Consider the following 26,949-nt stretch of genomic DNA (forward strand, 5'->3'; position numbering starts at 1 on the left):
ATGGGTTCTTTTCGCTCACATCTTCACACCTTGGAAAGTTTAATACTGCCAACCCCCGCGGTAAATTTCAAATCTCTCTCACCGTTTCCCAATACACTTGAAAATTCCCCTGATTTCTCAAACCCTACAGGTAAATCCGTCCGCACACTACCAAGTCCAGCCGTTGCTTCGATTGTTGCATTTAACTGTTCAGGATTTGGAAAATGAACGTGAATATTTCCAGCCCCTGACTTCATCAAGAGATCATCTTCTCCATCCACATGAAATTCAATATTTCCCGCTCCTGAATGAATCGTCAGCTCTCCGTGACATGCAGTCCCTTTAATATTTCCCGCTCCGGTTGTGGCAACTAAATGACCTGCATTGATTTCTCGCAACTTCATATTCCCCGCACCTGACTCGAGCATTAGATATTTAGCACTGATGGCACAAATCTCAACTTCTCCTGCACCTGTCTTCATCTCAAGCTGCTTGAAAATCATATCAGCCATTCGCACATTGCCAATGGAACATTTCACCTCGTATCGTTCGGCAAATTGTTCCGGTAAATATATCGTGAGCTTACCAAACCGCTTTTTCATCTGAAAGATCCCCCATTTTCTTGGTATCCCCACATTAATTTCCAATCTTTCATTTATAAGCCGAACAGCAAGATCTTCTCCTTTTTCAAACGTTTCCAGCACAATATCAACTCGTTTCTTATCATGAACTGAAAAATGGACGCTCGTAACATCAGAATTTACAGCAAGCTCTTTCACCCGCTCCACTTCCACTATGTTTTCTTGAACAATTGGATCTCCCATCGAACTGAAAAAATCAGCCATCGCTATCACCTCGTATATTTCATTTTGTTAGCCTTAGTTTACTAGAAATGAATATTATCCCAACATGCTAGCGGTTGAAAGATTGTCCGACTGGGGACGGAGATTGCGGGGAGCACAATCAAATTGGAGGTGGAGCTCTCAATATGGAAATCAAATTCTAAATAGTCACAAAACCTAATCAAACTTTTTTTATCTTGATGTATTTAACATTTATAATAATGAAGATACATGTAAATATCTCTTGCATGATAAGTGGACTCATGAAAATTTACAGGAAGAATTTAATAAAAAGCTTGGGAATAGTTCACTCACAAAGGAATCAATGTTAAGTTTAGCAGTAGTAAACCAAATTAAAGTAATTGGCGATTTATCTGTATGGTATACAGATATTAAAGATACTGTTGAAATTGGCTTCTGTTTTTCTAACGAAGTTTCTGGAATGGGTTATGCAACTGAAGCCGTGAGTAGTTTAGTTAAGAAACTATTTTATGAATTTGGTGTACATCGTGTACAAGCTAACCTTGATGCAAGAAATAAGGCATCACAAAAATTATGTGAGCGTATTGGTATGAGAAAAGAAGCTCATTTCATTCAGGATTTTTGGAATAAAGGTGAATGGACAGATAGCATTAAGTATGGAATGTTGCTTTCAGATTTAAATTAAAAAACGAGGTGAAGATTTAAATGAAGCAATGAAAAACAATCGTACTATTTATGAATTTATTATTGAAAACAAAAAAGTCTCTTTCCTGTTAATGTAATAGGAAGGAGATTTTTTTATGTTTTTTTATAAAAAATGAAACGGTATTGCGAATTATTTAATCTGGCCCGATCGTGGAATAAGAAAGAAAATAGGATGCCCCAATTCTATAGTATTGGAGCATCCTATTGTTATACGTTTGTTAAACTTATATACAATATTGAAATAGAAAAATGTTAAAAAATAGTCGGTACCATCCCCCCATCCATACGGATTGGAGAACCTTTAAATGCGGATGCATAAGGACTACATACAAATGTAGTTAGTCTACCTATTTCAGTTGGCTTGATAAATCGCTGTATTTCAGATTGAGGTAGGTTTGTAGTCATAAATTCTTTCTCTTTTTCTGAAAAAGTCATATCATCATTAGAGTATATACTCTCAATTATTTGATGCACATTTTCAGAGAGTGTTGGTCCTGGCATGATCGTATTAACTGTAACTTCTCTTCCTATTGTTAATTTAGATAAGCTTTTTGACAACGATAATAGCATTGATTTTGTCATACAATACTGAGGCATTTGTCCTGAAGGCATAATTGCTTCTTCACTTGCAATAAAGATAATGCGACCATAATCATTTTTTAACATTTTAGGTAAATAAAATTTAGATAATCCATTTGCAGCAAGAACATTAGTGCGGAAGTATTTCTCCCATACTTCATCATCAATGTCCTCATATTGCATAATTTCATAAATACCCATATTGTTAACTAAAATATCAATAGTGGGGTATTTTTTAAATAAAGCTTCTCTTTGCCCCATATCGACAATATCAGCAGTAGCATTTTGAGGAGAGGTAGCCGGGAAATCCGATTTAATTTCATTTACAATTCGTTCTACCTCTTCATAATTTCGTCCATTAATTAGTACATTGACACCTTCTTTGGCAAGTTCAATGGCAATCGCTTTACCTATACCTTTCGTTGATCCAGTAACTAAAGCCGTTTTATTGTTTAACCCCATATCCATAACACATTTCTCCTCCTAATTTATCCTTATGATTATAAAAAGTTAATATAAAAAAAGTTCCTATTCTTTTGTAGTTAATATTAGGTTCTCCTTCTTTTAATATAGTGTTAAAAAATTCACTTTTAATACAAAGTTAATGTATCGAGTCTGCACCTAAATGTTCAGTACGCCAATTTGCGGGAGTATCACCTTCCCAAATGCGGAAGGCGCGGTAGAACGAGTTCTGATCTTCATATCCAATCATGAAGGCTACTTCTTTAATATCGAACGTGGGGTCTGCCAAGTATTCTCGAGCCAAGTTATGTCGGACTTGTGTCAAAAGATGCTTGAAGCTGGTGCCTTCGTCAGTAAGCCGGCGCTGCAAGGTACGATTGCTCATCCCCAACTCGCTTGCGACAGTCTGAATATCAGGGCGCCCTCCTGCAAGGTTACGTTTCATGATCCACTTGACCATTTCGGTGATTGAATGACTGTGTTGCTGCTCACCCAACGATTTATCCAGTACGGGAGTCAGAATTTCCAGCAACTCTTCGTTGTACGAGACAAAAGGGAGGTCCAGATCTCCTCGATGTAGCGTCAACCTGTTACAATCTGCACCAATCCGGATATGACAGCCGAAGTAAGCTTCAAGTGCCTGTATGTCGCCCATCGAGTGCGTAAATTCGACAAATCTCGCCATCAACGGTTGACCTGTGCCCCGACGTCCAAGCTCCAAAAGAAATGCCAGAGTAATTCCAACGAGCAGCGGTGGACCTGGTTGCTCGGTATATAACCAATCTAGTTCAATTGTACAGTTCTCACCTTCCTCGGTGATACGTAAGCTTTCAGGGGGACACATTCGTTTGTACCGTGCCATTCGTTTTAGAGCGTCACGGTAGTTACGAGCATGGTAAGTCGCTAAGACGGCGGGTGGGTAATGCGCTGTTTCAAAGACTGTCGTAAGCTTGATGATTCCTTCGGCAGTGTCATCAATGAGATCTGAATAAGCCTGCCAAATCGCGAAATATTGATCGGTGGTGACAACTGGCTCATTAATAATGGTGAGCGGCAGTTGTGCCTTTCGAGCGACGTCGTGAGGAGCAATCCCTAATTGATGTATGCCTGCCCAAAATCCTGCCGGGATTTTAATACGAGTATGAGACTTCATAACAGGCCCTCCTTTAGCTATCTACACATTCACTAGTTTTGAGTGTGTTTGCGTTCTGTCTAGTTGACGGGACAGATATTATATTACCTGTTCAATGTCGCCTTGTAACTAGCAAAGGACGACATTTTACTTGCTAACTACGTCGAATAAAATCGTTTAGGTACAGAAGCTACCGTTCATACAGGCAGCTTCTGTAAAAAACCCCTAAAAAATCCTATTTACCTAAGTGGTTTAAAAATGTGCTAGTACTTTTTTATTTGTACCTACTCATCGGAAGCCACTCATTATAATCAAATTGACCTTGGCATTAAATTAATTTACCCGGTATTTAATATGTCTATACTCCACAATTTGGCCCGATTGCGAAACAAAAAAACCTGCATATTGGAGGGAATTGGACCAAACAAAAAGACTGGACCACTTTTGGATCCAACCTCGAATTTTGATTACTTGCTGATTAAAAAAGGCATTAATTCTGTTGAAGTAAAGCACCCAATCGTTTTAAGTTTAAGAGTTCTAAAAATCAGTTATATTTACAAAGCAATTAAGGTTCAATCATAACCACCTGAAGGTTCCGGTAATTCATTGTACTCTTCTTTTATCATAATAATCTCTCGGTGTACAAATTCTACGAAGTTTTTTAATTTATTATCAGGTACTTTGTCACAATCGGATGTAATCCATTCTCTTTGATAAATTTCGCCATTCATTGTAATTTTAAGTTTGTTTATTTCGTGAGGATCCGCACATTGAGATTTAGAAGCACTTTCTGCTGAATTCAATATGTCAGCCTCTTTCATTTCCTCGTAAATTGTTTGCATTTCCTCATCTGAAAATTTCATTTCTACCGTTTTATCATCATTCGAAATCATGTTTTTGGTATAGGTATTTTCATATGTGTTTATAATGTCTCTTGCCTCGTAGCCATAATTTAAAACAAAGTTAAAGTCTTCAGGTATTTCTTTAGGGAGATTACTCCCTCCTAGATTGGAACTACACGCCCCCAGCAAAAATAAGCAAGCAACAAGCATTAGTAATGACTTCAATTACTTTCCCCCTTTTTTATAAGACAATAGCATTCTAATAAATGTTCCTTCTTAAACTCTCCTGCCACCGTTAGTTTAAGTACCTTTTTTCACAATATTTTTTTTCATTTTACCATATATTCCAAATGCCTTCGCAAGGTCCATTAAAGCGTTGTAGAGTCTCATAATTATTATGGAAGTGAAAAGAATACATCCAGTTTGGGAAAGTGATTCACTGGCTGTGAAGGGGTTCGAGCCCCTGGGCCTCATTCTTAACCAAACAAAAGAACACTCTTGCTAATTCAACTATAGAATAAGCAAAAGTGTTCTTCATAAAGACGATTTCAGTGGAGAGCCTTCATCCTCCACTGATGGTCAGTCGCACTTATTGGACTTTTACGGGCAGTTGACATCCACCTACCTTCTTCGTTTCCACAGAAGCTTGAAGCGGGAGTCTCACTGCCCGTTTAGGTTGTATACTCCTTAATATTGAAGTCCTAATTAGTAATTACTTTTATCCCTTTAATAATATTCCAAATAAAATAGTATACATCAATAAGGAAGCATATGACTACGGCGATGATGGTTGCAATATAAAATGCCCCAGTAGGTTCTGATAAACCAAATCCTAAGGCAGCAAGAACAAGAATAGCAATAAGTGATGCAATCGCTGGAATTATATGTGTCCAAAGTGCTTTTTTCGCATGTAGTTTAGTTGTTTCATTTCCGAGAATCCAAACAATAATTGGAAATAAGATCGGCGCAAAAAAGATACTCCAATAACACAGGGCAGATAATAATTTATTTTCTTCTATCATAATCACCTGATTTCTTAATTAATAGATAAGCAATTTAACTTTGGCAACCAAAAATATGGTCAGAAATATCACCAATAATCCTATTGCATTTAGACCTAAACTAGGCAATAACTTTTAAAAATGCGCTCAAGACACTAAAAGACTCTCACTCGGCAAAGTAAGAATCCCAAAATCCTAAGGCGAGAGATTTCCTTCGCCTAACCATATTCTACCTTCAGAATAACCGATATATTCTAAGGGGTCAATGAGTGGGTTTACTAAGTGTGGGTTTTATGTTCTCTAATAAAAGTTGGGTTTAAAGCATCATAAGCGATAAATAAACCAAAAGTGACTACTTCCATAACCATATTTCGGTGGATGTGAACTCGGGATTTAATTTGTGGAATATGATGGGGTTCCCTATTTCGTTAATACATTTCATATGTACATTAAGGAAACGAATTTTTAATCCAGGGATAATAGGAATAACCAAGAAAATAAAACGCTTTAATAAGGGTCTATTATTTCAAATATCTTCTCTATTTTCTTTAAAAACTTGCTTTTACCCTATCAATGTTATATAATAATATTGCTTTGCGAATTTCATCTATTTAAATTTTTAATATGGGGCTGTAGTTCAGCGGGAGAATACTTGTCTGGCAGACAAGGGGTCACGGGTTCAAATCCCGTCAGCTCCACTACATAAAAACACTCATACTTATTCTAATTACAGAATGGAAGAGTGTTTTTTAAATTTAAAAAGCGTTGTAGAGCCTCATTTTATTAATTATTTTTGTTTTTTGAAGGTAGTTAGAGATAGGAACTCCGTTATCTGTGTTTCTCCTGTCTTTAAGAATCCATTTTTCAAATAGAAGGCTACTGCCGGTGCATTTTGGGTTCCAGTTGATACTACTATTGTTTCAAATTTTTCCAATTCGACCTCGATAAAATTTAATAACTTCTTAGCAATTCCCTACCTGAAATGTTTAGGATGCACCATTAATCGGTGTATATCGATTATCCTACCGTCTGTTTTTATAGAAAAAACTCCGCATAACTCTTTATTTAAGTAATGACCAAAGAAAGTCTCCCCACATTGTTGTAACGACTGCACGGTGTCCTTTAATGGCGGTATATCATAAAAGTCAATTATTTTTGCCTCCACGTTGTATGAAGGTATTTGAATGTTTAATACTTCTTGTGAAACCTCAGGATTGGTTATATCTATCTTTTTAATCAAGGCTATTCCCCATTTACTAAAAGAGTTTGTTAAGCAATATGGCCGGTTTGCGACAATTCGTTATGCGGCAACCTCCCCTTTAACTGAATAACTAAGTAATCCTCAAGTTAGGTTGTATTGAATAAAATATTTGCTTAAACTCAATTTATTAAGATTACAATCTCATCTATTGCGCGTTTTATATCATCTTTAATGTTATAGAAATGCGGGGCAATCCTTATCACATCTTTTCTTGCAGCAACAATAATTTTTTTGTCTCTTAACATCGCTTCCACTTTTGATGCATTTTCAATCCGAAAAGATACAAGGCTTGTCCTATTTTTAGTAGATAATGGTCCAAGGAGATGTAATCCTTTTTCTTGTCCATAATGTATGGTAAATTGGGTTAGATCTTTTAATTGGGTTTCAATATTACTTATCCCAACCTCAAGTAGCAATTTTAATGCCTCACAAGCTGCATAAATACTTATAAAAGAAGGCGTACCCGTTTCAAATCGCCGTGCTCCCTTTGCAAAAACAGGATTATAAATGTCAAATGAAGATGTATGCTCTTGTCACCATCCACCCAGTAACTCTTGGTTGTAATTGTTCTACTAGTTCTTTTTTTATATACAAAAACGCTACGCCGGGAATTCCTAACATGTATTTACGAGTTCCCGTTGCTAAAATATCAATATCCATCTCTTTCACATCAATCGGAATATGTCCTGCTGATTGGTAAGCATCCACGAACAATAGAGATCCTTTTCTATGCGCAATACTAGCGATTTCCTTAACGTTTTGCTTATATCCATTGTAATAATTCACATGAGGAATACACGTAATAAGCGTATCAGTTGTTATTTTTTTCTCATATTGTTCTAAAGGTATTTCACCATTGGAAGAACGAATTACAGTGATATTATCCTTAAAAGGTTCTTGTGCAAACCATATATGACCGACAGTTGGAAAATCTAAATCTGTAAACACAACCTTATTTTTCTTTTGCTGATAAGAAAGGGAAGTTGCAATAGCAGAAATAGCATCTGAAACGGAACATAATACTGCAACCTCATCAGTCTCGGCTCCAATAAGTTCAGCAAATTTCAATCTAGTCTCCTCTAATTTACTTATTGCTTCCTCCCAATTACTTCCAGACATTAAAAGGCTATTATGATATTCCTCAATTGCTTTTGAAACAGACTTTGCTAATGCACCTTGGGAACAACTAGCTAGGTGTGTGTGAGTAGCTAATATAGGAAATGATGAGCGATAAAAATCATGGTCCAATTCATTTTCCCCCTAATAAAATGGCTATTCCTGGATACGTTTATCCAACAACAATGCCCGATTGCTGAACTTATCCATCATATAAATCTTTGTCATCATAAGCCTGTATCCAATGAAATGGTTGTATTTCCTTTAAAGTTTTAAATGTTAAATTCTCATCTTCAGAGGTAATCGCTGCTTTGACCTCTGATCCCCAATAAAACAGTCTTTCTTGACAGACTCCACAAGGAGTTAAAACTTTAAACGTAGAATCCTCATCATCCCGTACTACACACAAAGAATGCGTTATCCTTTTATTTAACTTATGTGCTTCGAGAATTGCACCTGTTTCAATACATAGTTCAGTTGAAGCGTTGATTACATCCGGCGCTACACTCGTTAGTACCTGACCATCCTCTGTATACATTGCTGCTGCACCACCCCAACCAGAAGGATATCTGTTTTTTACCAAATCTATTGCTGCATTATAAAGTTTTTGTTCAATGTTCATTTTATCTTCCCTTCATAATTTCTTTTCTTGAAATTGTTCCGATCCTTTGCTATTTCTATAAGATTGTTCCATCAAATGGCTGGTTTGCAAGATTGGACGCTAAACTTATTCCTAATAAACGTCCGAAATATGCCGTTCTGTGCTTAAAATTCTTATACAATCCAAAGCAGCAAACACAATACCTAATATTAGATACAGCTATGCTCTAACCTCTCATTTCTTAATTATCTTTCTTCTAAGCTTTCTTGATTTCTAAGTTGAGTTCTTAGATCTACGTTTAAGAAACCAGCTTTTTAAACTTTCATTTACTAAACACAAGTTAACGAGAATACTAATTAAATTCTATAGTTTTGGCGGTCCTTTCTGCCGCAGATTCTCCTACAATTTTCTCGACAATGTATAGTGCCATATTTATTCCTGAAGAAACTCCACCAGAAGATATGATATTGCCGTCCTGTACAACTTTCCTATCAGATAAAACTTGAACTTCAGAATACTTTTCTTGTAGCAACTTCAATGCTAAATGGTGGGTTGTTGCTTTTTTTCCATCTAACAAACCAGTTTCACCTAATATGTACGCTCCAGTACAAACAGAGCATATATATTCAATACTATTATGCTTAATAATCCAGTCAATTATCTTTTGGTTTTTAACTATAGATTGCACTGCCCTTAAAGGACCACCAGGAACTATTAAAATATCTAACTTGGGACTATCTTCAAAACTAAAATCAGGTTCTACTTTTATCCCTGAATGAGTTTTTACCTTCATTCCTGTTTCTGAAATAGTGAATACATCAAATGGTCTTGTTGGTAATAAATGCTTTTTATAGAGATTTAATGTTTGTTCAGCTTTATTGTTTGAAGTTAATGATAAAACCTCAGCGGGACCCGCAAAATCTAAAACATCCACATAATCAAATAGTAAAATTCCGACTTTTCGCTTTTTCATTAATTTAAATCTCCTCTACCTCAAAAATACTTGTTTAGTCTCCTTTATACTAACCCTCGGATTAGTTTAAGTCCATTTCTCACAAGTTTCTTTCACTTTAACGTGGCTTATTATGTACACCGCTGCATCTTTTTAACTCTATAGACTCTATTTTTCTGAAACATTATTAATGATGGTTTCCTTCATCCCCTTTCGAAATTTTTTCTATAGAGTTCGTCTCAAGTGCATCTTACTTTATTCCACTTATTAAAGTCTGATGTCTTTTCTTTACAAAAATATAACAATCTCAATCCTATGTTTAGTATAGACTTGAACGGGAATGCATCCTGTAAGCAAGAAAATATTGCTGATGGGAAATGAATTTCCCTACTTTACGGCAGTTACTGCACGTAAAAATACTACCAAGGAGGTATTTAAAGTGGCACGTAAAGAAAATCAGAACAATAAGAAGATGACGGTTGAGGAAGCTGGTCGTAAAGGCGGAGAAGCTACTTCAAGAAATCATGACAAAGAGTTTTATCAAGAGATCGGTCAAAAAGGTGGAGAAACCACTGCAAGAAATCATGACGAGGATTTCTATGAAGAAATTGGTCACAAAGGTGGAGAGGCAAGAGCAAATCAGTCCACTAACAATTCCAATAAAATGAGTCAAGAAGAAGCTGGACGTAAAGGCGGAAGAGCTAGGGCAAATAAACGAAACGACAATTAAATAATTGCTCTGTTGATATACAAAGGCGGCTGCAATTGGCCGTCTTTTTCTTGGGTAATTTTAGTAAGAAATCAAATTTCTATGGATATAGGGGAACTTCTTTAAACAGTTGAATATACATGTAAAGTAGAAAACAGGAATTAGATATTGCCTTCTTTATCCTTAGGGTTCAGGGCTTTCCACCTTACTAAGCCAGAAGAGGGCAATTCCTCTTCCCGTTCCCCTCATCAAAACGTACGTGAGGATTTCCCTCATACGGCTTTCCGACGTTCTTCATCCTTTGGCTTTACGGACTTTCCTTGGCACAGAGGTATAATGTTTTCCAGAGTTCTTGGGCTTTTGCTTGACTGGTGTAGTTAGCCATTTTCTTGGAATTCACTGACTCTTACCTCCTCCCAAACTTATGAGCGAAACAGGGTATTGGCTTTTGCCGTCCTTTCCTAACCTTGTTTTGCGTTTTTTATAAACAAAATATGGTTTAATACTTGTAAGCATATTTTTTCATTTTTCAACATTTCCCGGGAAATATTTCTCACCTATGACAGCTCTCTCTGCGGATTTTTAATTGTTTCTTTATCTATATCCTGTGAATGAGTTCTTTTTCTATGTTTATGGTCCTACACTGAAACCCCATACATTTCCCTTCCAAATCCTGCTATAATCAAGACATCAGTATCCCGAAAGGAAATAACCATGTCTAAAAAACTCACAAAAAACATTCTTATTCTACTTGCCATTTTCGCCGCTTTAACTGCTTTTCGTTTGCTATGGCTCTTCTATCATGCACCGACAGATCAGCCGATTGCCCGAGATGGTGTATTAGACTTAAGTGATTATCCATTACATGAAAATCAATCTCTTACCTTGAACGGTGAGTGGATTTTTCTGCCAGACAAATTATTAGAGAGTCCCCGCCAGCTAAATGCCTCCATGGAGAACATACCAACTAATTTTACAGGGGGCGCAAAGAATGATAATCATACCTATGGGACTTATTATTTGAAAATAATCCTTGATGAAACGACTGATCTCGATTCCTTACTCTCCATCCGGATGCCATCAACAAAAACAGCATCTGCATTATATGTGAATGGTCATTTAAAAGAACGATCGGGTACGGCTTCTCCGGAAGAAAGCAGTCATGTCGGTCAGGGAAATCCGTATCTTGTTTCTTTCTCTCCTGACAGTCATGAAATCGAAGTGATGCTGCAAATTTCCAATTTCGATACAACAGCAGGAATTTCAGTCGGCAGTCCGATTCAATTTGGTACAGAAAAGGGAGTCCAGCAGGATATAGGCTTTCAGGATGTGCTGTTGATTGCCATGGTGGTCATCCTTGTTCTGCATAGCCTGTATAGTCTCCTTATCTTTATTTTTATTTCAAGGAATAAAATTTTTCTTTTCTTTGCACTGGGCTTTCTGTTCCCAGCGATTGATGAGCTGCTCACTTACAACAGTGCTGCAATGGAATGGATGAATTTCAACTATAGATGGTCCTTCAAATTTAAAGAATTGATTTATCTCGGAGCAGCCTTCTTCTTTGTACAAATCATGAGATATTTGTTACGAACGGCCTCGCAATATAAGCGTTTTCGTTGGCTGTCAATCCTATATGGTATTAGCGCACTTTTGATTGTGGTACTTCCATTAAATATCCTTATTCACGTAAATATTACATTTTTCGCCCTATATTTCATCTCCTTTATCACCGTTGTGCCGTTAGCATTGAAGGAGTATTTCCTGTTTAGGGATGAATCGATCTTTATTGCAATCGTCGTAGTCGGGATCACTTCCGGGATTATTTGGGGATTGATTAAAGCTCTCTCAGCAATTGAAATTCCTTTTTATCCGTTCGATTACATCTGTGCATTTCTCGGCTTTGCAGTATTTTGGTTCAGACGCTTTTACCGGCAGAACCAACAAGTAATTGAACTGGTAGATAAGTTAGAGCGGGAAGATAAGAAAAAGGATGAATTTTTGGCGAATACATCCCATGAACTGCGCAACCCGCTGCACGGACTCATTAATATTGCGCAAACGATTCTTGATGATAAGGAAGAAGATTTAACGGACAAAAACAGAGAGAATCTGGAACTTCTTGTCAGCGTCGGTCATCGGATGGCATATACGTTGAATGACCTGCAGGATTTCGCCCGATTGCAGGAAAGACAAATACGATTACAAAAAGAAGCGGTTAATATCTATTCAGCGGCAACGGTTGTACTCGATATGCTCCGTTTCATGACGCGAGGAAAAGATATACAGTTTAAGATAAATATCCCTGAGTCCTTCCCCTATGTCAATGCAGATCCGAACCGCTTGATTCAGATTATATTCAACCTCGTTCACAATGCGATAAAGTATACAAACGAGGGAAGTATTGCGATTGTTGCAGCAATTGATGGCAATATGGCTAGGATTTCCGTAGTCGATACCGGCATGGGCATGAATCAGGAAACAAAGGAAACCATTTTTCAACCTTATGAACAGGAAGATGCAAGTATGACTTCGACTGGAAGTGGTGTCGGACTTGGACTAAGCATTTGTAAGCAGCTCGTTGAACTTCACGGAGGGACTATTTCTGCAGCCTCAGAGCCGGGGAAAGGGTCTACTTTTGCATTTACGCTACCTATTGCAGACCCGTCAGAAAAAGAAGCTGCAGCGATTTTTGAAGCCAATGATTTTTTCATCGACCAGAAAAGGGTGGAGGGCCAATCACAAACAGCTAGTCTATCCGAAAATAAGAATGATAACAGTGCACGTATCCTTCTTGTCGATGACGATCCGGTAAATTTAAAAATTTTGCGTGAGATGCTTGATTCAGCATACGATGTGCATACTGTCACCAACGGACCAGAAGCGTTACGCATTGTTAGTGAACAGGACTTCGATTTAGTCATTTCCGACATCATGATGCCGAATATATCAGGATATGAATTAACAAGAAAGATCCGCTCGTTGTTTTCTCTATCGGAATTGCCTGTTTTATTATTGACAGCTCGCAACAACCCCGAGGATATTCAGGCTGGATTCCTTTCAGGTGCGAATGATTATGTGGCAAAGCCCGTAGTCGCCTTGGAGTTCAATTCTCGAGTAGAAGTGCTGACTCGACTAAAGCAATCCGTGAGAGAACAGCTTCGAATGGAAGCGGCCTGGCTCCAAGCACAAATTCAACCGCATTTCTTGTTTAATACGCTAAATACGATTGCATCTTTAAGTGAAATCGACACGGATCGGATGGTTGACCTACTCGATCATTTTGGAAACTATTTACGGAATAGTTTTGATGGCAGCAACACAGAATCCGTCGTATCAGTAAAACACGAACTTGATTTAGTCCGCTCTTATGTATATATCGAACAGGAAAGATTCAGCGATAGACTTGATGTGGTGTGGAAAGTGGATACCGATTTAGACTTTGCACTCCCTCCCCTTTCTATCCAGCCACTTGTTGAAAATGCCATTAATCACGGGGTGTTGAAACAAATGGAAGGTGGTACCGTAACCATACAGATTACAAAAATTAAAGAGGGTTATGAAGTAATGATTGCAGATGATGGAGTTGGGATTGCGGAAGATAAAATGTCGCATATCCTAGATGGGAAACAAGGAAACCGCAGAGGTGTTGGCTTAGCAAATACACATCACCGATTGGTTAAATTGTATGGTGAGGGGCTTGATGTAAGAAGTGAACTTGGGAAAGGGACGGTTATTCGGTTTTCTATTCCACTTGCATAATTAGGACAACGTATTTCTAACATTTTAGATAGTACCTCACCATTTATCAGGAGGTACTATCTTTTTACAATTTTTCTACAGATTACTTAATTTTTTATTTCAGAAACCATGAATAATATAGAAGTCTTAAATGTGAGGAAAATTACGGAATAACAGAAATTAAAATAAGAACATTTTATAATCAGTCGAGGGAGGAGAATCCTATGATTTTCATCGGACTTAATCGACTGCAGGATGAATTGATTATTGTGGATACAGATGGGACGGTGTATGAAGAGTATTAGATTAGAAATTATTAATTACGGTAAATGTCTGTCTATCAATGAAAAATCTCTACCATCATAATCTAATTTAAAGCATATATAGATTTTTACAATCAAAAAACCACTTCATCCTATTATGCATGTATAGAAGGAGTGGTTTTACTTTTTGGCAGAAAGATAAGTATAAATCCTTTCTTACTGCATAAGTGCAACTAATTAATTTATAAAGGTGTTAATCTTTTCTAGACATTCCACAACAACAACTTCTGGAACTTTATCAACTATTTTCAAATTTCTTAAACGCCAATCCAAACTTCTTAATTGGTCAGTCAGGATAACTCCATTTATTTTTAAATCATCAGGAATTTTAACCTCAAAAGGATAATTTTTAATTTGGCTGGTAATCGGACAAACAACTGCAAGCTTTCCGCTATTGAATAATTGCAGGTCTATGACTAGCCTGTTCATAACCCGATTGGGGAGTGAAATTAAGAAAAACCAAATCGCCTCTGTTCAGTATATTCATTACAGTAATTCATTCCCCTCCTGCTTTCCAAAATCTATTTCTTCATGTTGATTTTCGCGAGTAATTTGCACCATTAATTCTTCTAATGTCAATTCTATTTTTGCGGGCTTCAATATTATTTGTCCTTCTTTTACAATAATCTCCATTTGAGACCCGTTTACAATTCCGAGTTCTTCTGCTACTTTTTTTGGAATACGAATACCTAAACTGTTGCCCCACTTTTGAACTGTTGCAGGCATTTTAAGCACTCCTCTATTTTCATTCTCATTTTTCATTATAACATCCCCAATTCGTATATCATCAGTATATACAACCAGCTATGAAGAGTAAATTTATCAATCACCTGAGGTAAAGAGGAAAATCAACTTATCCACACTTGTTAAATTTCACCATGTTATTTTTGTTTTTTTAAAGCTAAACAAACCTAATTTCTAATGTTTAGCTGTTTTTTGTGGATAACTCATTTTTCACTTTATCACAACCTCTGCTACAATTTAATTACTAGGTAAACCTCACTTGAATGGGTTTCTCTAGGCCTATGAGGTCCTCTTCTGTTAATGTTAGAGTCTGGAAAGCTCTTAACAGGTTAGAGGCCTTTTTCTTGGTGACCTGGTTACACCTGTTTATAATGCATCAAAACTCGCTTTAGATCGGATCAATGCGCAATTAAATCAGTAACAAACTGCATGACTTCTGTTTTCAAAAATACAATTTACAAATTCTGTTTGTCCGTGTATTTTTAAGAGCAATTATGAAATTGATTCGATTAAGTGTATTTGTTTTTTCTAAGATTTTTTAATCGCACGCTAAATTCATAATAGGCTATTCCAGGGACCATAAGTCCTAATGCTGATATTCCAGCCAGCATGATAGCAAAGGCATTCATTCTCTCATTGATACCAAGGTAATACCCAAGGAGCCCAAACAACAAGAACAAGACTAACGCAATTAAAAATGGAACAGCTCTTTTACCCATGAGTTTCTTTTCCTCTTCATACATTTCTATTCTACTTGTAATATCGGTATATATCGGTCTTGCATTCTGTGGAGCACAAAATATATGAATTTCATCGGCAGAACATACATGCATCCATCCCGCGTCTTCAAAGTATGAAAAATATTCTTTGTCAGGATATTTTTCATAATCAAGTGAGTACTTTAGATTCCTCGGCTCTCCCTTTCTTAGCTTGAACTTAAAAAATCCATAAAAACCTTCTAAATGCCACCCTTGCTGTGAGTACCTTTCCAGCTTCGCCATTTCTCTTTCCTCAAAACGTCCAAGCCCATTATTTCTAATATATTTTGTTGTCTTCATACTTGTTCTCCCTTCTCATTAAATATATCTTCAGCAAGAGTAATCATTTCTCTCCTGCGTTGTACTTCTTTTTTTAACAATTGAATACCTTTTTCTGTTGTTTGATATGTTTTCCTTTGCTTATTTTCACTACTTACTAATTCTATTAGCCCCGATACTAAAAGCTTTTGGATATTTGAATATAAAGAAGCAGGTCCAATTAAGAATTTACCGTTTGTCATTGAATCAATTGTTTTCATTATTAAATATCCATGTTTTGGTTGTACCAGGAACAACAGTATATAGAAAGTGATATCCGTAAGTTCCTCAATTTCTAAGGTGTGATTTTTTGACATGAGCATCCTCCTAAATATATCGGTTAGTGATATATTTATATATACTATATCACTAACCGATATAGAAGCCAAACTAAATATCGGATTAATCTGAAATATTTTTTATTACTCATATGCTCATTTATGTATTTATGAGCTGTTTGCCTTCCAGCTGCATTAACAGCGATATCACGGGATGTCCGGCCACATGAACCTTTCATTGATGTAGTTTTTTATTTGTAATAAAATTTAAGTCTAATTCTCATCACGCAAGAAAAGCTATTCACGGCAGGGTATAATAATTCAAAAAAATAGACTTAGATGCTACATCAGTAGATCTAAGTCTATTTTTACTCTGTTTGTAATTTGCTAATCAACCCGTATTAACTAACCCCGCCGCAACACCATTAATCGTCAATAACACATCCGTCTTCAATTCTTCAGAAGGATTTTCCGTCGCTCTTAATCTACGGATGGAATCGACCTGCAAAATGTTTAACGGGTCAACATACGGATTACGGAGATGGACGGATTCTCGAATATTTGGTGAGTGGCTTAGGAGCACTTCATTGCCAGTAATTTGCAATAATGCCGCTCTTGTTCGTTTATATTCGTCCTTGATATTGTTAAAGATCCGTTTGGCCACTTCTGGATCTTCCACTAATTCCAAGTACTCTCTCGCACTTCCCATATCTGCCGTCAATAAAGCCATTTGCAAGTTGTTGATCGTTGCATGGAAGAAAGCCCAATCGTTATACATCGTCTGCAGGATCTCCAAGTTGCTTTCATCCTGGTCAATGAATGTTTGTAAGCCTGTACCTGCTGCATACCAAGCCGGGAGCAAGTGTCTCGACTGTGTCCAGGCGAATACCCATGGAATTGCACGCAAGTCCTCGAATTGCTGGCTGTTTTTTCTGCTCATCGGACGGGAGCCGATATTTAATGCATCAAGTTCCGCGAGTGGTGTCGCTTCGTTGAAATAGGTTAGGAAATCGGGATCACCGAAAACAAGGGATTGATATTTTTCCAATGATTTTTCTGAAATGACTTCCATTGCTGTTTCCCATTCTTCTTTACGAAGTTCCATCTGGTCAGGTGCGCTCGCAACTTTGGCACTCGCTTCAAATAAAGCCGAAGCTGCTTGCTCCAAGTTTCGGTAGGCGATATCTTCCAGTAAATATCTCGAGGACAGTACTTCACCTTGCTCCGTAATTTTCACACCATCTCCAAGTGTTTCCACTGGCTGTGAGAGAATGCTAGTATGGAGTGAACCACCCCCGCGTCCTAATGAGCCGCCACGTCCATGGAAATATTTTAAATGAATATCATAATTTCTTGCCATCCGGTGAATATCTTTCTGTGCTTTAAACAGTTCCCAATTTGCACTTAGCGTTCCACCGTCTTTACTTCCATCGGAATAGCCAAGCATAATTTCTTGATGATTGTGTCGCGCTTCCAGTTGTTTGCGGTAAACGTCTGCCTCAAATAAGGTCTGCATAATTTTTGGTCCTGCTTTCAAATCATCAATCGTCTCGAGCAGTGGTGCGACATCTAAGTCACTTTCTACTGTTCCGTCTTGATTGATCCGGTATAGTCCAACTTCTTTAGCAAGCACAAGGACCTCCAGTAAGTCACTTGGAGATTCTGTCATACTAATTATATAAACCTCAATCGCACGTTTGCCAAATTCATCATGTGCCTGCTTAATCATTCTGAATACTCGCAGCATATCCTGCGTCGCTTTGGAATATCTGTCATCTGTAAGCAGTAACGGTCTTGGGTCTTCCAGAATTTTGTACAAGATTGCTTGTTTCTCGGTTTCCGTAAGGGTGGAATAATCGTCAGCAAGCTTGACAATTTTTAAAATCTCAGCGATTGCCGCTTCATGTTCTCCGCTGTGATTCCGGATATCGAGTGTTGCCAAATGGAAGCCGAACATCTCTACTTGGCGGATCAGTTTCCGAATCGCTTTCAGTTTCTTATTAACTGGTAAATGTTTTTCTACACTTGCTTTAATTTCCTTCAGATCGGCTGCCAATTCCTCTGCACGCGTATAGCCTAAATCTGACTTCCCCTTTTCCCTGACACGTTTTAAAATAATCGCAAATTTACGCCTGTAGACTTCAGATTTCACTCGCCATTTCTCTTCTTTTTCTAAGTATTCTTTCTCCTCAGCTTCTACCTTTTCTATGAATTCTTGTTCGATAGCTAAGCGTTCAGTAGATTGGCTGAATCTTCTCATTAAATTCGTGATGGAAGCTTCATATTTCTGTAAAATAAGTCGCTGCTGCATTTCAAGTGTCGTCCAAGTTATTTCGGGAGTCACATTCGGATTCCCGTCCCTATCTCCACCGATCCAGGAACCGAAACGGATAAAGTTTGGCACTTGCCACTCCTTCTCTGCTACCTGATCCCGGAGCTGTAGTTCCAATTCCCAGAAAACATCAGGCAATGTATCGAAGAGGACTTGATTAAAGTAATAGAGGCCATTTTTCACTTCATCCAACACTTCCGGCTTCCTGTGTCTTAATTCATCGGTATGCCATAATGCCATTACTTCGTTGAACAGACTGTCCTCAATTGCTTCCCTCTCCCACTCGGTGATAAGCGGGTTATCTATTTTACGAAGGTTCTCTGATATCCGTTTTTGACTTTCAAGCACTGTTCGTTTTGTCGCCTCGGTTGGGTGAGCCGTCATAATCAGTTCAATCGATAAGTCATTGAGAACATCCTGTATCTCTTCTTCATTCAAATTATATTCCTTTACTTTGGTGACCGCTTTCTCGAGTGAGAAGGCTTGACTTGTCCCTTCCTCAAGTAAATATTGGCGTCTACGCCTAATCCGGTGATTCTGCTCTGCTACGTTCACGAGATGGAAATAAACAGAAAATGCCCGAATTACTTGTTGCCTCATTGGTGGTTGTAAGTTGCTGATTTCTTGTTTCAATTCCGCATACAAATCTTTATCGAATTTTTTCCGGATACTTTTCGTCATTTTTCGAATCGTTTCGACTTTATCAAATAACGCTTTACCACCATGGAGGACTAATATTTCGCCTAGTATATTTCCAAGCATATTCACATCATTTTGCAATGGAGTGTTATGAGCTGTTTTTTCTATCATTTTTGTCCCCTCCTTAGTTGTATTCTTTCTATCATACCACTTATCTTAAAAATTAATAAAGTCTAACATCGATTTTCAGTGTAAATAATAGATTCACTCTTGATAGCAAAAAGCCGAATGATACGGTGCATTCGGCTTTTTTGCTTTTAATATATCCATATTTTTATTACTTGGCGCATGATTTATCAAACATATAGCCAACCAATGCCTCATATATCGCTGGCTTGTTCGAGAATTGGCTGTTATATAGGTCTGCATAAAACCCCTTTTTCTCCAATAATTCATCATGTGTGCCTTGCTCCATAATATTTCCTTTATCCATTACCAATATGAGGTCAGCATTTTTATTGTCGATGATCTGTGGGCAATAACAAAGCTCGTTCGCCCTTTCATCAAATGATCCATGGCTTCTTGGATATACATCTCTGTTCGTGTATCTACACTTGATGTTGCTTCGTCTAAAATCATAATGGGCGGATCCGCTAGTATGGTGCGCGCAATCGTTAAGAGTTTTTTCTGCCCTTGGGAGATATTTGATGCTTCTTCATTTAAGACGGTACCATAAGCTTCCGGCAACGTGCTGATGAAATGATCAGCGTGAGCCATTTACACTAATATTCGCCTCTACAAAAAAGAGCGACAGATCGCTCTTTTTTGTTCTTAATTATTTTCCTTCAGTATACACAGCCATCGCCCCCCGCATAAACATTGCCAAGCCTTCCCCAAACTGGTCAAAGTTTTTCGTAATGCGTTCATCTGCGACATACATCTCACCAAGTCCTTTAAACTTATTTTTATTTTATTCGCCCATTCTTGGGTAATTTAATCTCCTTCTAGACGTTTTCACCATATAGTGAATGGAAGAGTATGTTTAGGAGGTTGAACAGATGAATCATAATCCATATAATTCGCATCAATACCCACATGATGGGTACGAAGAGTATGATGAGGAAAGACTATTCAATTACCCAGGTAATTTACCATTCGTTGGTGGCGGACAGCAGGAACCTCCGCCGTTTGGACCACCAGGATTTCCAGGTGGACAGTGGGGGCCTGGTTCTGGAGGTGGTGGCTGGTCACCACCTGGCGGACCTGGATCAGGAGGCGGTTGGCCACCGGGTGGACCTGGCGTAGGACCTGGAGGAGGACCGGGCGGATTTCCAGGGCAAGGGCAGCAGCAAGTGGGACCACCTTCCGCTCCACCACCGAATTTCACCCCACAGCAAAGTCAGTTTCAAACCTTTGCCGTTGATCCGGGCGGCATTCGCGGCTGTTTATTCCGCTTCACTTATATTTGGTTAAGAAGAGATCAATTCTGGTTCTACCCGACCTTTGTCGGAAGAAATTCGATTGCAGGTTTCCGCTGGCGAGGGAACCGTTGGGTATATTTTGGAATCGACCTCGATCGAATCCAATCTTTCCAATGCTTTTAACACAGGCGGGGCATTCAAGAAAAATTCTTGGATGTCCTGTTTTTTTAAATGATATAAATTGGACAGACCATTAAGTACGATATTGTTTCCGTAATGGTGACTTGTAAGATTGGGCTATCGGACAAATAGGAAGGGAAATCTATGAGACTTATCCAATAGAACTCTAGACCTGAACTCAAATGTAAATTTATATTAACAATTCATCAACAAATTCTTACCAATTTCTCATTTTCCTCACAGCGCGCTTTTACCTCTGGCGGATAATATTACATTGCAAGGAGGAGAAAGGGCATGGCAATTGAAATTTTTAGGAGAAGAGAACAGAAATATTTAATTACAACGAAACAATATGAAGAACTTGTTGACAGGATTTCTCCCTACATGCGGCCGGATAAGTTCGGTAACAATGGCAAGTACACGGTGACGAGTCTCTATTTCGAAAGTAACGACCGGAAAATTTATTATGAAACGAAGAACAAATTAAAGTATCGGCAAAAGCTGAGATTACGCGTGTATGATGATGCAGCTTTGGATAGTACGGCTTTTTTCGAAGTGAAACAGAAACATAAGAAGGTTGTGAATAAACGACGGATGCGTCTTCCTTTATCTGAAGCCTACCGTTATATTTATTTCCCGAATCGGAGTTTGGAAGAATTCGAGACTTCCAATCTGCAAGTATTACGGGAAATCGACTACTTTAGAAATTTATATCATTTGGAACCGGAAATGGTCGTCAGTTATGACCGGCATGCATTGCATCATAAAGAAGATGCAGACTTAAGAATGACATTCGACTTTAATTTACGCTGTAGGGATGATGATTTACAGTTGGCAAACGGTTCTTATGGGGACTTATTCATTGATGAAGATCTCGTTGTTCTTGAGGTGAAGGTGAATGATAGTGTCCCATTATGGCTTGCGCGTATTTTGCAGGAGCTGGGTTGTGAACAGCGAAGTGCTTCGAAGTTTTGCACAAGTATGGAATTATTGCATGGGATCGCATCACCCGCAGGAACAGCGCGGGAAACGGTTCATATAGGAGGAATGTAAGATGGATATGATCAATCAACTTTTTACAGTAGATGGTGGGGAAACGACATTGGTGCTCAGTTTAGCCGCAATGGCACTTACAACGATTTTAAGCATTATTATTACGCTTGTTTATCAAATGACTTTTTCAGGTGAGCGTTATTCTCAGAATTTCGTGCATACGATCATTATCATGAGTGTTGTCGTGTCTGTTATTATGAATGTGGTGAGCGGGAATGCCGGAGTTGCCTTTGGTTTATTTGCGGTCTTCTCCCTAATCCGCTTCCGTAGTGCGGTAACAGATGCAAAAGATATTGCCTATATATTTTTCGGGCTTTCGGTTGGGATGACTAGTGGATTATATCAATTCCAGTTAGCCATCATCTTGACATTTTTCGCAGGTATTTTATTTTATATCCTCCATAAAGTCAATTATGGAAAAGGCAAGGACACCCAGATTCTTAAAGTGACCGTGCCGGAGAATTTGAACCATGAGAACCTGCTTGAAGACGTATTCGAAGAGTTCACACTCTCAAGTCACCTGCGCCAGGTAGAAACGACAAACCTTGGAACGATGATTATGTACACATACGCAATCCGGATGAAGAATGATACGAACGATAAAATACTACTCGACCGAATTCGGGAAAAGAACGCGAACCTGAAAGTATCTTTATCGTACTTGCAATCTGGAAATTAATTGAAGTATAAAAAAGCTGCCCAGGTCAAAATGGCAGCTTTTTTCTTATGCTTCTTCTTTTAAAATCTCGTCCACGGTATTTTCTACTTCGGTCCGGGTCATCTTCTCGTGTCCGTCATCCATTGCTTTTAGCGTCTTCTTCGCAAGGGCAAGCGGAATTCGGCAGAAGAGGACAATATTCTTCGTCTCAAGATCTTCCATATATTTATCCGCCTTGGCCAGGTTATCTCGAGCATAATCGAACATATCAGCACGCGTCCAACCATCCGGGATGAAACGGACACCACGATCCGCATCTTCGTCCTGATTTCTTAACATGTTCACCGCTTGCAGACCGCGGCCATAGCCGATTGCTAGGTCATAATCGGTTTCCGTACCGTCATACCACTTCCAAATATCGGATAGCATGACACCAACGAGCCCAGCTACAAAGTACGTATACTCATCAAGTTCTTCCTTTGTCGTTACGATGAAGTCTTTTTCGACCCATTTCGCCATTCCGTCCGCCATAATGCTTGTTGCTTCCATCACTTTCCTAGTAATTTCCGCTGGGCAGACGTCGATCCAATCTGCGAGGCGCTGGGTTACTTCCGGTAATTCTTCGTAAGGCTTGATTAGTGCTTCATATGCTTCACGGTCAAAACCTTTTTCAGACCGCAACAGTTTTGCTGTCTTTCGCAGTAAATGTGTTTTCGTTTCTTTCTGCATTGTTTCATGATCTTCAATCTCATCAATCGCACGCATGCATAAATAAGCTGCGCCAACTGTTTTTCGTAGCTTCGATTTTAATAATTTAATTGGTATATAAAAAGTTCTACTTGTCAGCTTTAACATGTGCATTGCTTCTTTTTGTAATTTCACTTCTGTGCTCAACACGTTGTCCTCCCTTTAAAACTTGAGGTAATTCAATTATAACAAACTTCACGAGCTTTTTCCTCCTTATGCTCGGCTCTTGTGAAATTAACGGTTAACACGTAGAATAATAAAGTGAAACTTCATTCAGTGGGGTTCTTTCCAGCCCCACTGAATGTTAGTTGAACAGAATCAGAGATTTACATGTACTAATAATAGAAAGGTCGTTACATCATGAATAAACGTGTCTATTTTTTAATGACGGTATCCTTTGTCGTCGGAATGGTGGAGCTCATTATCGGGGGAATTCTTGATCTGATTGCGGAAGATTTGAATGTGAGTCTCGGATCTGCGGGAATGCTGATTACAATCTTCTCTCTCACATTCGCTATTGCTGCTCCGATTCTACTTGTTCTCACTGCGAAAGTCGAGCGGAAACGACTCGCATTGATTTCCTTAACCATCTTCTTATTCGGGAATATACTTGCACTAATTAGTCCGTCTTATAGTATTCTCTTTATCGGAAGAATTATTTCTGCTGCGAGCAGTTCAATCTTAATCATCCTCTGTGTTGTGCTCGCAGCGAACATTGTCGAACCGAAATATCGCGGACGTGCGATTGGGATTGTAAGTATGGGTGTTAGTGCTTCGCTTGTGTTAGGTGTTCCAATTGGGCTAAGTCTTGGCAATCTATTCGGCTGGCGTGCTCCTTTTCTCATGATTGTTATTCTCACTGTCATTAGTATGGTTGGGGTCTATTTCTTCATGGAGCGTGTTGCTCCGCGTCCAGTCAGTACAATTAGAGAACAATTCCTTTCACTGAAAGACCAGAAAGTTTTCTTCGCCCATTTAACCATCTTTCTCATGCTCACGGGACACGCAGTGTTATATGCCTATTTGACACCATTTGTACAAGTAACGATGGGGCTTGAGGAAAATAGCATTAGCATCGTGTATCTCCTGTTCGGGCTTGCTGCGGTAAGTGGAGGAGCTTTCGGTGGAACATTGGGAGATAAATTTGGTAATACGCGAGTAATCTTGCTCTTCATTACGATTTATGCTGCGATGCTATTCGCCATCTCCCATACGACATCAATCATGCCATTATTTATTGTCGTGCTCGCCTTGTGGGGATTAATGAGTTGGTCAGTCACACCCCCGATGCAAAGTTATTTAATCGATTCTGCTCCGGAAACAGCGGATATGCAAATCAGCATCAGCAACTCCGCCCTCCACTTCGGTATTGCCTTTGGTTCCTTCATCGGCGGAATTTCAATTGACCGAGTAGGAGTAGAAATCAATCCATACATCGGTGGCCTATTTGTTGTCGTTGCTTTTCTCACGATGCTTCTTTCTAACAGACAAAAGGAGAAAAATAAAGAATTGGCAACGAATTGATGCTGTTTTTTAATCACTATTTATCTTATACTGAAGATAAGTTATTTCATTAAACTAAAACGAACATCTGTCTTCGGGGAAAAGAGGTAAAAGATGAAGCAAACAAGCAGATTTATTACATTTCTCGGCGGTAAAAATTTATTCTTTCTCTTTGCTTTATTATCGCTGATTGGGCTTACCATTTTTATTTTTGAACGGATTTCTTTTGTGTTCTATCCAGTGCTCGTTATTGTTTCGACCATAACGCCGCCACTGATATTGGCATTCATTGCCTTTTATCTATTAAATCCGATTGTGAATTTACTCGAGCGGTTCCGAATTAAACGGATTTGGGGAATCATTATTCTGATACTTGCGATTGCCGGTATTTTAACAGGTGTTGTGCTGCTTACAGCCCCACTGATCGAAACGCAAATTAACGATTTAATCCGGAACTTCCCTAATTATCTGACCCAACTTGGTGAAACCATTACGAATTGGGTGCAAAGCTCCTTCCTCGCACCTTATTATGAGGAAGGATATAACTGGGTGGCGGATAATTTAAGTGATCTGCCGGGTATCGTTGGCGGATACCTGATTAACGCCTTTGAAAGTGTGCAGACGTTCGCTTCTGCGGTGACAAATATTGTTGTCGCGATTGTGACATTTCCTATTATTCTTTTCTTCTTGTTAAAGGATGGAGGACGATTTAAAAATTATTTCTTGACCTTGCTGCCACCAGCTTTCAGAAAAGATGTGAGCCGGATTCTTCATAATATGGATACACAGGTCGGTTCTTATATCCAAGGTCAGATTATCGTTGCGACTTGCATCGGAATTCTTTTATATATCGGTTACTTAATTATTGGTATGCCTTACGCGTTGACACTCGCAATCATTGCTGCAGTGACGTCTGTTGTACCATATCTTGGGCCGACTATCGCGATTCTTCCAGCAATCATTATTTCGATTGTCGACTCCCCGTTTATGCTGCTGAAGCTTGCGATTGTTTGGGCGGCTGTGCAGTTCTTAGAAGGGAACTTTATTTCCCCGAATGTGATGGGGCGCACGATGCAGATCCACCCGCTTACGATTATCGTCGTCTTGCTTGTAGCCGGAAATCTCTTCGGCATTGTTGGTGTTATCCTAGGGATCCCAGGATATGCAATTTTGAAAGTTCTTGTCCAATATCTATTTGATAAATTTAAACAACGATATAATAAGTTCTTTGGTGAAGTGCACGGAACGTATCCGATTAATGAGGATGAAACAAAAAACAGTTAGGAGTTGTTCCAGATGGATAGGAATGTGGACGTCATCTATTTCAGCTCGCTAAAATCGAATGGGGAGTGTATGATTTTGGCTGCTACGGAGAAAGGGTTGTGCTGGGCCGGTGGATTCAATGAAACAGAAGAAGATATGAAGACTTGGCTACTGAAGCAGAACCCGGATCAATCATTTGAGCGGAATGAGGAGAAGCTACAATTTTATAAGCGCGCATTCGAAAACTACTTTTCAGGGGAGAAAAAAATGCTTGATGTCCCTCTTGATCTTAAGGGCACCGCGTTCCAGCTTGCCGTTTGGGAAGCTTTACAGCACATTCCTTATGGGGAGACGAGAACCTATTCTGAGATTGCGGAGGCAATTGGAAATCCGAAAAGCATTCGAGCTGTGGGAACAGCAATTGGAAGAAATCCTGTCCTCATTGCTGTACCCTGCCACCGTGTCATCCAGAAGAACGGCACCCTTGGAGGCTTCCGCGCCGGCCTCACCCTGAAGAAATCCCTCCTCCAACTCGAAGGAGCGTAAGCCTAGCGGGACAGGGGTTAGAGCAATTGTCCCGGGGACAATCGCTCTGACCCCCTGTCCCGCTCATTTTTTCCTTTTCCGAAATAAGAAAACTACTCCTAGTCCAAGCAGTAGACCTAAGAAGCCGAATAGTTCGACTTTGTTAAAGATGATTCCAACGAACACTCCAAGAAACAGTAGGATAAAAAATAAACTTCCAATTATTTCATAACGCAATTGCACTTCCTCCCTCTTGTAACGGGCTACTATAAGATATTAAGATAAAACATAATTGTTATTCATCCC

At 38.8% G+C, this 26,949-nt stretch carries 23 protein-coding genes, 1 tRNA gene and 3 pseudogenes; 10 read left to right on the forward strand and 17 right to left on the reverse strand.

Annotated elements, in window-relative coordinates; translation table 11 throughout:
* Positions 1–23 precede the first annotated feature (23 nt).
* The gene (locus IEX94_RS07180) at positions 24–824 is read right to left on the reverse strand and encodes a DUF4097 family beta strand repeat-containing protein (protein ID WP_188856637.1); all 801 of its coding nucleotides are present in this window, start codon (positions 822–824) and stop codon (positions 24–26) included.
* Between the two features lie 208 nt (positions 825–1,032).
* On the opposite strand from IEX94_RS07180, the gene IEX94_RS07185 reads away from it, so the two are divergent.
* On the forward strand, positions 1,033–1,488 hold the full coding sequence (locus tag IEX94_RS07185) for a GNAT family N-acetyltransferase (protein ID WP_188856721.1): 456 nt from the start codon (positions 1,033–1,035) through the stop codon (positions 1,486–1,488).
* A gap of 272 nt (positions 1,489–1,760) precedes the next feature.
* Here the strand turns inward: IEX94_RS07185 and IEX94_RS07190 are convergent, their stop codons facing one another.
* The 4 genes from IEX94_RS07190 to IEX94_RS07205 form a co-directional block, all read right to left on the reverse strand.
* On the reverse strand, positions 1,761–2,555 hold the full coding sequence (locus IEX94_RS07190) for an SDR family NAD(P)-dependent oxidoreductase (RefSeq protein ID WP_188856638.1): 795 nt from the start codon (positions 2,553–2,555) through the stop codon (positions 1,761–1,763).
* A gap of 133 nt (positions 2,556–2,688) precedes the next feature.
* Complete coding sequence (locus IEX94_RS07195; RefSeq protein WP_188856639.1) at positions 2,689–3,702, reverse strand: AraC family transcriptional regulator; 1,014 nt, start codon at positions 3,700–3,702, stop codon at positions 2,689–2,691.
* Between the two features lie 551 nt (positions 3,703–4,253).
* Positions 4,254–4,748 carry a hypothetical protein gene (locus IEX94_RS07200; RefSeq protein ID WP_188856640.1) on the reverse strand — a complete coding sequence of 165 codons (495 nt, stop codon included), beginning with the start codon at positions 4,746–4,748 and terminating at the stop codon, positions 4,254–4,256.
* A gap of 476 nt (positions 4,749–5,224) precedes the next feature.
* The gene (locus IEX94_RS07205; protein WP_373290805.1) at positions 5,225–5,545 is read right to left on the reverse strand and encodes a magnetosome magnetite crystal formation protein family; all 321 of its coding nucleotides are present in this window, start codon (positions 5,543–5,545) and stop codon (positions 5,225–5,227) included.
* Positions 5,546–6,150: 605 nt separating this feature from the next.
* On the opposite strand from IEX94_RS07205, the gene IEX94_RS07210 reads away from it, so the two are divergent.
* Positions 6,151–6,222, forward strand: a tRNA-Ala gene (locus IEX94_RS07210).
* 682 nt (positions 6,223–6,904) lie between these two features.
* On the opposite strand, the pseudogene IEX94_RS07215 reads toward IEX94_RS07210, so the two are convergent.
* The 3 genes and pseudogenes from IEX94_RS07215 to IEX94_RS07225 all read right to left on the reverse strand — a co-directional run bounded on the left by IEX94_RS07215 (position 6,905) and on the right by IEX94_RS07225 (position 9,475).
* Positions 6,905–8,033, reverse strand: a pseudogene (locus tag IEX94_RS07215) (aminotransferase class V-fold PLP-dependent enzyme).
* 70 nt (positions 8,034–8,103) lie between these two features.
* Positions 8,104–8,523 (reverse strand): cytidine deaminase, encoded by a 420-nt coding sequence (locus tag IEX94_RS07220; RefSeq protein WP_188856641.1) that lies wholly within the window; start codon positions 8,521–8,523, stop codon positions 8,104–8,106.
* Positions 8,524–8,854: 331 nt separating this feature from the next.
* Positions 8,855–9,475 (reverse strand): DJ-1/PfpI family protein, encoded by a 621-nt coding sequence (locus IEX94_RS07225; protein ID WP_188856642.1) that lies wholly within the window; start codon positions 9,473–9,475, stop codon positions 8,855–8,857.
* 418 nt (positions 9,476–9,893) lie between these two features.
* Between IEX94_RS07225 and IEX94_RS07230 the strand changes: the two genes are divergently transcribed.
* Together IEX94_RS07230 and IEX94_RS07235 are read left to right on the forward strand one after the other, a co-directional pair.
* Entirely contained in the window at positions 9,894–10,184 is a 291-nt protein-coding gene (locus IEX94_RS07230) for a KGG domain-containing protein (RefSeq protein WP_188856643.1), read from the forward strand.
* A 693-nt stretch (positions 10,185–10,877) separates the two neighbouring features.
* Positions 10,878–13,922 (forward strand): ATP-binding response regulator, encoded by a 3,045-nt coding sequence (locus tag IEX94_RS07235; protein WP_188856644.1) that lies wholly within the window; start codon positions 10,878–10,880, stop codon positions 13,920–13,922.
* A gap of 479 nt (positions 13,923–14,401) precedes the next feature.
* Here the strand turns inward: IEX94_RS07235 and IEX94_RS07240 are convergent, their stop codons facing one another.
* From IEX94_RS07240 to IEX94_RS07270, 7 genes and pseudogenes are all read right to left on the reverse strand, one after another.
* Positions 14,402–14,653 (reverse strand): type II toxin-antitoxin system PemK/MazF family toxin, encoded by a 252-nt coding sequence (locus tag IEX94_RS07240; protein ID WP_373290806.1) that lies wholly within the window; start codon positions 14,651–14,653, stop codon positions 14,402–14,404.
* A 57-nt stretch (positions 14,654–14,710) separates the two neighbouring features.
* On the reverse strand, positions 14,711–14,986 hold the full coding sequence (locus IEX94_RS07245) for an AbrB/MazE/SpoVT family DNA-binding domain-containing protein (protein WP_188856645.1): 276 nt from the start codon (positions 14,984–14,986) through the stop codon (positions 14,711–14,713).
* A 491-nt stretch (positions 14,987–15,477) separates the two neighbouring features.
* Entirely contained in the window at positions 15,478–16,026 is a 549-nt protein-coding gene (locus IEX94_RS07250) for a DUF2812 domain-containing protein (RefSeq protein ID WP_188856646.1), read from the reverse strand.
* A complete protein-coding gene (locus IEX94_RS07255; protein ID WP_188856647.1) occupies positions 16,023–16,361 on the reverse strand; it encodes a PadR family transcriptional regulator in 339 nt (112 codons plus the stop codon). The genes IEX94_RS07250 and IEX94_RS07255 overlap by 4 nt, the downstream gene beginning before the upstream one ends.
* Before the next feature lie 352 nt (positions 16,362–16,713).
* On the reverse strand, positions 16,714–19,464 hold the full coding sequence (gene ppc / locus IEX94_RS07260; RefSeq protein WP_188856648.1) for a phosphoenolpyruvate carboxylase: 2,751 nt from the start codon (positions 19,462–19,464) through the stop codon (positions 16,714–16,716).
* 166 nt (positions 19,465–19,630) lie between these two features.
* Positions 19,631–20,067 (reverse strand): annotated as a pseudogene (locus tag IEX94_RS07265) (ATP-binding cassette domain-containing protein); the annotation flags it as partial.
* A 61-nt stretch (positions 20,068–20,128) separates the two neighbouring features.
* Positions 20,129–20,251: pseudogene (locus IEX94_RS07270) on the reverse strand (TipAS antibiotic-recognition domain-containing protein); the annotation flags it as partial.
* Positions 20,252–20,351: 100 nt separating this feature from the next.
* Between IEX94_RS07270 and IEX94_RS07275 the strand changes: the two are divergent.
* The 3 genes from IEX94_RS07275 (at position 20,352) to IEX94_RS07285 (ending at position 22,626) form a co-directional block, all read left to right on the forward strand.
* Entirely contained in the window at positions 20,352–20,897 is a 546-nt protein-coding gene (locus IEX94_RS07275) for a hypothetical protein (protein WP_188856650.1), read from the forward strand.
* Positions 20,898–21,188: 291 nt separating this feature from the next.
* Positions 21,189–21,947 (forward strand): polyphosphate polymerase domain-containing protein, encoded by a 759-nt coding sequence (locus IEX94_RS07280; protein WP_188856651.1) that lies wholly within the window; start codon positions 21,189–21,191, stop codon positions 21,945–21,947.
* Position 21,948: 1 nt separating this feature from the next.
* Positions 21,949–22,626, forward strand: coding sequence for a DUF4956 domain-containing protein (locus IEX94_RS07285; protein WP_188856652.1), 678 nt, complete (start codon positions 21,949–21,951; stop codon positions 22,624–22,626).
* A gap of 45 nt (positions 22,627–22,671) precedes the next feature.
* On the opposite strand, the gene IEX94_RS07290 is transcribed toward IEX94_RS07285, so the two are convergent.
* Positions 22,672–23,499, reverse strand: a complete 828-nt coding sequence (locus IEX94_RS07290) for a squalene/phytoene synthase family protein (protein ID WP_188856653.1) — start codon at positions 23,497–23,499, stop codon at positions 22,672–22,674.
* Positions 23,500–23,712: 213 nt separating this feature from the next.
* On the opposite strand from IEX94_RS07290, the gene IEX94_RS07295 reads away from it, so the two are divergent.
* The 3 genes from IEX94_RS07295 (at position 23,713) to IEX94_RS07305 (ending at position 26,664) form a co-directional block, all read left to right on the forward strand.
* Positions 23,713–24,876 carry an MFS transporter gene (locus tag IEX94_RS07295; protein ID WP_188856654.1) on the forward strand — a complete coding sequence of 388 codons (1,164 nt, stop codon included), beginning with the start codon at positions 23,713–23,715 and terminating at the stop codon, positions 24,874–24,876.
* A 93-nt stretch (positions 24,877–24,969) separates the two neighbouring features.
* Positions 24,970–26,139, forward strand: coding sequence for an AI-2E family transporter (locus tag IEX94_RS07300; RefSeq protein ID WP_188856655.1), 1,170 nt, complete (start codon positions 24,970–24,972; stop codon positions 26,137–26,139).
* Between the two features lie 12 nt (positions 26,140–26,151).
* A complete protein-coding gene (locus IEX94_RS07305) occupies positions 26,152–26,664 on the forward strand; it encodes a methylated-DNA--[protein]-cysteine S-methyltransferase (protein ID WP_188856656.1) in 513 nt (170 codons plus the stop codon).
* Between the two features lie 63 nt (positions 26,665–26,727).
* On the opposite strand, the gene IEX94_RS07310 is transcribed toward IEX94_RS07305, so the two are convergent.
* Positions 26,728–26,880, reverse strand: coding sequence for a hypothetical protein (locus IEX94_RS07310; RefSeq protein WP_156857631.1), 153 nt, complete (start codon positions 26,878–26,880; stop codon positions 26,728–26,730).
* Between the last annotated feature and the right edge of the window lie 69 nt (positions 26,881–26,949).

This window comes from Oceanobacillus indicireducens, assembly GCF_014647195.1.
GTDB classification, from domain to species: domain Bacteria; phylum Bacillota; class Bacilli; order Bacillales; family Amphibacillaceae; genus Oceanobacillus; species Oceanobacillus indicireducens.